Annotated in this window: 7 protein-coding genes; 1 reads left to right on the top strand and 6 read right to left on the bottom strand. The window is 54.1% G+C overall.

Annotation, left to right across the window (positions count from 1 at the left end; genetic code table 11):
* Positions 1 to 85 precede the first annotated feature (85 nt).
* The 3 genes from mlaE to BDE01S_RS07910 form a co-directional block, all read right to left on the bottom strand.
* Complete coding sequence (gene mlaE / locus BDE01S_RS07920; protein ID WP_066079827.1) at positions 86 to 862, bottom strand: lipid asymmetry maintenance ABC transporter permease subunit MlaE; 777 nt, start codon at positions 860 to 862, stop codon at positions 86 to 88.
* A 42-nt stretch (positions 863 to 904) separates the two neighbouring features.
* Complete coding sequence (locus tag BDE01S_RS07915; RefSeq protein WP_066079824.1) at positions 905 to 1,204, bottom strand: hypothetical protein; 300 nt, start codon at positions 1,202 to 1,204, stop codon at positions 905 to 907.
* Between the two features lie 73 nt (positions 1,205 to 1,277).
* Positions 1,278 to 2,075: an ABC transporter ATP-binding protein gene (locus BDE01S_RS07910; RefSeq protein WP_066079821.1), complete on the bottom strand. Its 798-nt coding sequence runs from the start codon at positions 2,073 to 2,075 to the stop codon at positions 1,278 to 1,280.
* Between the two features lie 193 nt (positions 2,076 to 2,268).
* On the opposite strand from BDE01S_RS07910, the gene BDE01S_RS07905 reads away from it, so the two are divergent.
* Complete coding sequence (locus BDE01S_RS07905; protein WP_066079817.1) at positions 2,269 to 3,168, top strand: patatin-like phospholipase family protein; 900 nt, start codon at positions 2,269 to 2,271, stop codon at positions 3,166 to 3,168.
* A 361-nt stretch (positions 3,169 to 3,529) separates the two neighbouring features.
* Here BDE01S_RS07905 and BDE01S_RS07900 read toward each other — a convergent pair whose 3' ends face one another.
* From BDE01S_RS07900 to BDE01S_RS07895, 3 genes are all read right to left on the bottom strand, one after another.
* Positions 3,530 to 4,576 (bottom strand): LLM class flavin-dependent oxidoreductase, encoded by a 1,047-nt coding sequence (locus tag BDE01S_RS07900; protein ID WP_066079814.1) that lies wholly within the window; start codon positions 4,574 to 4,576, stop codon positions 3,530 to 3,532.
* Positions 4,577 to 4,641: 65 nt separating this feature from the next.
* On the bottom strand, positions 4,642 to 5,067 hold the full coding sequence (locus BDE01S_RS11330; RefSeq protein ID WP_147283899.1) for a hypothetical protein: 426 nt from the start codon (positions 5,065 to 5,067) through the stop codon (positions 4,642 to 4,644).
* Entirely contained in the window at positions 5,030 to 5,416 is a 387-nt protein-coding gene (locus BDE01S_RS07895; protein WP_066079811.1) for an NTF2 fold immunity protein, read from the bottom strand. Before BDE01S_RS07895 ends, BDE01S_RS11330 begins: the two co-directional genes overlap by 38 nt.
* Positions 5,417 to 5,630 lie beyond the last annotated feature (214 nt).

The following is a 5,630-nucleotide window of genomic DNA, read 5'->3' as shown; positions in this document are numbered from 1 at the left end:
GCCAACGCCGTAGCAGGGCTTACGCTTCGACGATATCGGGGAAGGCATAAAGCAGGGGCGGATCTGCTGACCCGCTCCGGCCGGTTTACGCGGCAAACATCCACGCGGTCAATACGAAATCCAGCGCCAAAACCGTCAGCGCGGAGGACACCACCGTGCGCGTGCTGGCGCGCAAAATGCCTTCGGAGGTCGGCACGCAGTGAAAGCCCTGGTGTACCGCAATCAGGGTCACGGCTGTGCCGAAGACCGCCGATTTAATCAGGCCGTTGGCGATGTCGTAGCTCCAGGTGATGTTGCTCTGCATCTGCGACCAATAAGTGCCGCTGTCCAGCCCCAGCCATTCCACGCCGACCAAATAGCCGCCGGTGATGCCCGCCATATTGAAAATCGAGGCCAAAAGCGGCATGGAAAACACGCCCGCCCAAAAGCGCGGCGCGACTACGCGGGCAACGGGATCGACCGCCATCACGTTCATCGCTTCCAGCTGCTCGGTGGTTTTCATCAGGCCGATTTCGCTGGTCATCGCGCCGCCCGCGCTGGAGGCAAACAGAATGGCCGCCAAAACCGGGCCGAGCTCGCGCAGCAGGGATGCGGCTACCATAAAGCCCAGCGCCGATTCCGCTTTGAATTTCACCAGCTGGGTATAGCCCTGCAGCCCCAAAACCATGCCGACAAACAGGCCGGACACGGCGATAATCAAGACCGACAGCACGCCGGCAAAGTAAACCTGGCGCACGGACAGGCGCGGGCGCGTAAAGGCGGTGGCGGATTTCGCCAGAATGTGCAGCAGAAACAGGCTGACACTGCCGAGCGCGCGGACGAAAGCGAGCGTATTCGCGCCCGTGGTTTGGATAAAGTTCATATCGTATGGTTATTCTGTTCGGTTTTACCGAAATGCTGTTTTTCAGACGGCATTGAAATCATTGGCGGAAAGCAGATTGCCATCAATATTGTGCTCAAAAATCAAGTGGCAACCGTCTTTAAAATCAAAAATCCGCAACACGCGGCCGTCTGAAAATTTGTTCAAATAATAGCGGGCATCTTCCAGCTTAAACCATGTAACGGCAAGCAGCTTGGGCGGCGTGCAACTGTAATTCACTGCCGCATAACGGCTGGCGGCATGGCGGTAAAAGCCTGCGGGAATGTCAATACCTTGAGCTTGGCAATACGCTGCAATTCTTGCCTGATAGGGTTTGGCTGCCATCTTAGCTTTCTTTTCGGACGGCCTTTGATGCCGTCTGAAATATATTAATTTTGCCAAAAATTTTGGTTGGGTTTCACCCCAGCAAATCCTGTTGCAAAGTCGTTTCCGCAGGGTAGCGGAAGCCGACGGGGCCGTCTGCCTCGCCGCCGACAAATTGCTTCACCCACGGCGAATCGAGCCGGCGCATTTCGGCAGGGCTGCCGGAAAACATGATTTCCCCGTGCGCCAGAAAAATCACCTGATCGACGATTTGCAGCGATTTTTCGATGTCGTGCGACACCATGATGCTGGTAGAACGCAGCGCCTTGTTGACGCGGCTGATCAGGTGGGCAATCACGCCCAGCGAAATCGGATCGAGACCGGTAAACGGCTCGTCGTAAATCATCAGCTCCGGGTCGAGCGCGATGGTGCGCGCCAGCGCCACGCGCCGCGCCATACCGCCCGATAATTCAGACGGCATCAGATGTTCCACCCCGCGCAGGCCGACAGCATTGAGCTTCAGCAGCACCAAATCGCGTATCGCGGCTTCGGGCAGGCGGGTCAGCTCGCGCATCGGGAAAGCCAGATTGTCGTACACCGACAAATCGGTAAACAGCGCGCCGTGTTGGAACAATACCCCCATGCGGCGGCGGTGTTCGTAAAGCTCGGCAGCAGAAAAGCCCGACAAATCGCGTCCTTCCACCAAGACCTGCCCCTGCTGCGGGCGCAGTTGGCCGGTAATCAGCCGCATCAGCGTGGTTTTACCGCTGCCCGAGCCGCCCATCACGGCGGCGAAATCCCCTTGTTTGACGGCAAAATTAATATTACGCAGAATCACGCGCCCGCCGTAGGCAAACTGCACGTTTTTCATTTCGATAAAAGGGGTGGTCATAGCGGGAAGCGGCGGGTTCAAAGCGTCCTATTTTATTGCTTATCGCAGCAAGGGGCAATTTCAGACGGCAAGGCTTGGGCAAGGGTTTGTAAAAACGCGTGAAAACGCAATACCGCTCTGCCTCGTTCGGGTGGTATTTATGCAACAATACGCATCGGATAGGTGTTCTTTTTGACTGAAAGGCCGTTTAGACATGAAATTTTCCAACATTTTATTCCGCAGCGCCGCCGCTGCCGCCACCGCATTGATTTTGGCCGCCTGCCCGAGCACGGGCGTCAAACCCGCGCCGCAGGCCGCCGCACCGGCCGCCAAACCGCAGGCCGTGGTCGCCGTGGCTCTGGGCGGCGGCGCATCCAAAGGCTTTGCCCACATCGGCATTCTCAAAGTATTGAAAGCCAACAATATTCCCGTCAAAGTGGTGACAGGGACATCCGCAGGCGCCATCGTCGGCAGCCTCTACGCCTCGGGCATGTCGCCCGACCGCCTGGAACTCGAAGCCGAGATTTTGGGCAAAACCGATTTGGTTGACTTGACCCTTTCCACCAGCGGCTTTATCAAAGGCCAAGCCTTGCAGGACTACATCAACCGCAAAGTCGGCAACCGCAGGATAGAGCAGTTTCCGCTGAAATTCGCCGCCGTCGCCACCGATTTCGAGAGCGGTAAGGCCGTCGCGTTCAATCGCGGCAACGCAGGGCAGGCCGTGCGCGCTTCCGCCTCCATTCCCAACGTGTTCCAGCCCGCCGTTATCGGCGGCCGCAAATATGTGGACGGCGGCCTGTCGCAGCCCGTGCCCGTTACCGCCGCAAAAAACCAAGGCGCGAATTTCGTGATTGCGGTGGACATTTCCGCCCGTCCGTCGAAAAATACCCGCGCCGGTTTCTTCACCTATCTCGACCAAACGCTCAACATCATGAGCAGCGGCGCGTTGCAAAGCGAGCTGGCCAAAGCCGACATCGTCATCAAACCGCAAGTGCTGGAGCTGGGCGCCATCGGCGGCTTTGACCAAAAAGCCCGCGCCATCAAGCTCGGCGAAGACGCCGCCCGCGCCGCCCTGCCGGAAATCAAGCGCAAACTGGCGGCTTACCGGTATTGACGGGCGAACCAAATGCCGTCTGAAAATCGGATGAAACCGTGATTTTCAGACGGCATTAGAGTAGTTGGAAATGCTCTGTTGTAGGGCGGGGTTGCTGCCCCGCCGTTTTGCCGCAAGGCAAAGATTGGGGATTTGGCCGGCTATATCTCATGCCGTGAATGAGCGACGGGGCAGCAAACCCGCCCTCGAAGCACGGGCATAAAAAGGCCGTCTGAAAATGTGGATTTTCAGACGGCCTTTTTTATTCGCGGCAGCTGTATGGTGAGCTTCCTAAAAAATCAACCTGCACGGTCGGGCTTTGGCCGGCAATAGCATGTTTTTCCAAGCTCAGGTACAGCCGAAGCCGCAAGCAGGACTTCGGCTATGCGCCGGAAGCGGCAATTCCGGCCAGTAATTCATATGAACGCAGCTGCGCGGCTTTGTCGTAGATGTAGCTGACCGCCATAATCTCGTCGGCGTTTACCTGCGCCTGCAAACGTTCGAGCTGGAATTTGACCGTATCGGGCGAGCCGATCAGGCTGCACGACATCATCGACTCCGCCATGCTCAGGATGTGCGGGGGCATGTGCGCGCCGATGCCGGGTTGCGGGGGCTGCATGCCGCTGCGGCTGCCGGTGACGACGTTCAGGAAAAACTGCAGGCAGGTTGAAGAAAGCAACTGCGCTTCTTGGTCGCTGTCGGCAACGATGGCGTTTACGCCGATGATGACTTTCGGTTGCGCCAGTTTTTCAGACGGCCTGAATCCGCGGCGGTAGATTTCCACGGCTTCCGACAGCATACAGGGTGCGAAATGCGAGGCAAACGCATAGGGCAGCCCCAGCCGTGCGGCCAGATGGGCGCTTTCGGTACTCGAACCCAGAATATACAGCGGTACGTCCAGACCCGGAGCGGGATAGGCGCGTACCCGCGTGCTTTCGGGTACGGACATCTTTACCGGGCCGAAGCTGAAGCTTTGGTCGGTTTCTTCTTCGGCAAGGGGGCTGAAGTAATATTGGATTTCTTCGATGTCCTGCGGGAAGCTGTGGGCGGAGTCGTCTTGACGGCGGCGGATGGCGCGTGCGGTGGCAGGGTCGGTACCGGGTGCGCGGCCCAGCCCCAAGTCAACGCGGCCGGGATACAGGCCGGCCAGCGTGCCGTATTGCTCGGCTACGATAAACGGCGAGTGGTTGGGCAGCATGACGCCGCCGGAGCCGACGCGGATGAACCGGGTTTTGTCCAGCACGCGCTGTATCAGCAGGGAGGTGGCGGAGCTGGCGAGATAGGGCATATTGTGGTGTTCGGCAATCCAGTAGCGCACATAGCCGTGCTGTTCGGCAAACTGTGCCAGTTCCACCAGGTTATCGACGGCTTGGGCAAAGGTTTCACCCTCCCGGAAGGGGGCGAGGTTGAGTATGGAAAGTGCGGGCATAAATCGTCCTTGGGGTTGGGTTGTATGGCAGCGTCTTCAGTTATAGTCGAAGAACTGAATTTCTGCTACGGCGTTGGCTCGTCCGGCTCAAAGAGGGGGCTTGACCAAGCTGCTGAAGCGGCCAGTCCGCCGACCCGTACTACTTGTACTGTCTGCGGCTTGCTGCCTTGTATCAGAATTTCATTTCTCCGACTATTCGCTGATAATTTCATTGTTTTTGAACGTTTGAGTGAAAGCAAGTTAGTCGCCGTCCCATTGGTATTCAATGCGGATTTTTTGTTGATTGCAGCTTTTTTCGATACGTCTGCCAAGGCTGCCGTAGTGGTACAAGCGGTTGTATTTTGTGAAAAGTTTGCAAATTTTAGAGAAAAAATACCCGCTTGTTGGTGGAAAAATATCTTTTTAAAGAACGAATGGTAGGGTTCATCATAGAAGAATACTATCGAAGAGCACTCATAAAATAGATTTTTCCCAATTCTCACCATCATCATAACTGATTTCTTTTTTATCTATAAGCCATTTGCCATTTCTTAATATTAATGTATATCTGAAGTTGTTTTCGGCTTTATTTGTTTGCTTTGTATATATTATCAATTTTTTATCTTTGTCTTCAATGTTATATATTGGTTGAGTTGATAAGTCATAATTTGAAATAGCACTGGCGGATAAAATATTTGGCTTTCCTCTTTTCCTATCTTTGGAGGTACAATATTTATTAAATATATTTTTTACTATCTTTCTATGTTTTTCAATATTGTCCACCAGTCCAATATCTATTGCATAGCTTTCCCACTCATACATTTCATTCATGAAACATATAAAAACATCTTTAGCAAACATATAAAACCTCTAATTTATAAATGTTAAAGTATCTAAAATTTTTCCATTATGGAAAATATCATAAGTGATTTCATTTGGTCTTGTAGTATTTCCACTATGTTATGAACTGTGACGCTGCTGCGCTTGATGGCTATCTTGGTTCGATTTGGCGGTAATCAAGGGGCGGGGCGAAATGTATCGTTGGAGAAATTATAGTCATTTAAAATAAGAATGG

Origin of the sequence: Bergeriella denitrificans NBRC 102155 (genome assembly GCF_001592185.1) — a bacterium.
GTDB classification, from domain to species: Bacteria; Pseudomonadota; Gammaproteobacteria; order Burkholderiales; family Neisseriaceae; genus Neisseria; species Neisseria denitrificans.
This window is presented reverse-complemented; position numbering and strand designations above follow the sequence as displayed.

Coding starts and splice junctions, on each gene's coding strand:
- BDE01S_RS07910 (WP_066079821.1), bottom strand. CDS start 2,075: ATGACCACCCCTTTTATCGAAATGAAAAACGTGCAGTTTGCCTACGGC.
- BDE01S_RS07900 (WP_066079814.1), bottom strand. CDS start 4,576: ATGCCCGCACTTTCCATACTCAACCTCGCCCCCTTCCGGGAGGGTGAA.
- BDE01S_RS11330 (WP_147283899.1), bottom strand. CDS start 5,067: ATGATGATGGTGAGAATTGGGAAAAATCTATTTTATGAGTGCTCTTCG.
- BDE01S_RS07915 (WP_066079824.1), bottom strand. CDS start 1,204: ATGGCAGCCAAACCCTATCAGGCAAGAATTGCAGCGTATTGCCAAGCT.
- BDE01S_RS07895 (WP_066079811.1), bottom strand. CDS start 5,416: ATGTTTGCTAAAGATGTTTTTATATGTTTCATGAATGAAATGTATGAG.
- mlaE (WP_066079827.1), bottom strand. CDS start 862: ATGAACTTTATCCAAACCACGGGCGCGAATACGCTCGCTTTCGTCCGC.
- BDE01S_RS07905 (WP_066079817.1), top strand. CDS start 2,269: ATGAAATTTTCCAACATTTTATTCCGCAGCGCCGCCGCTGCCGCCACC.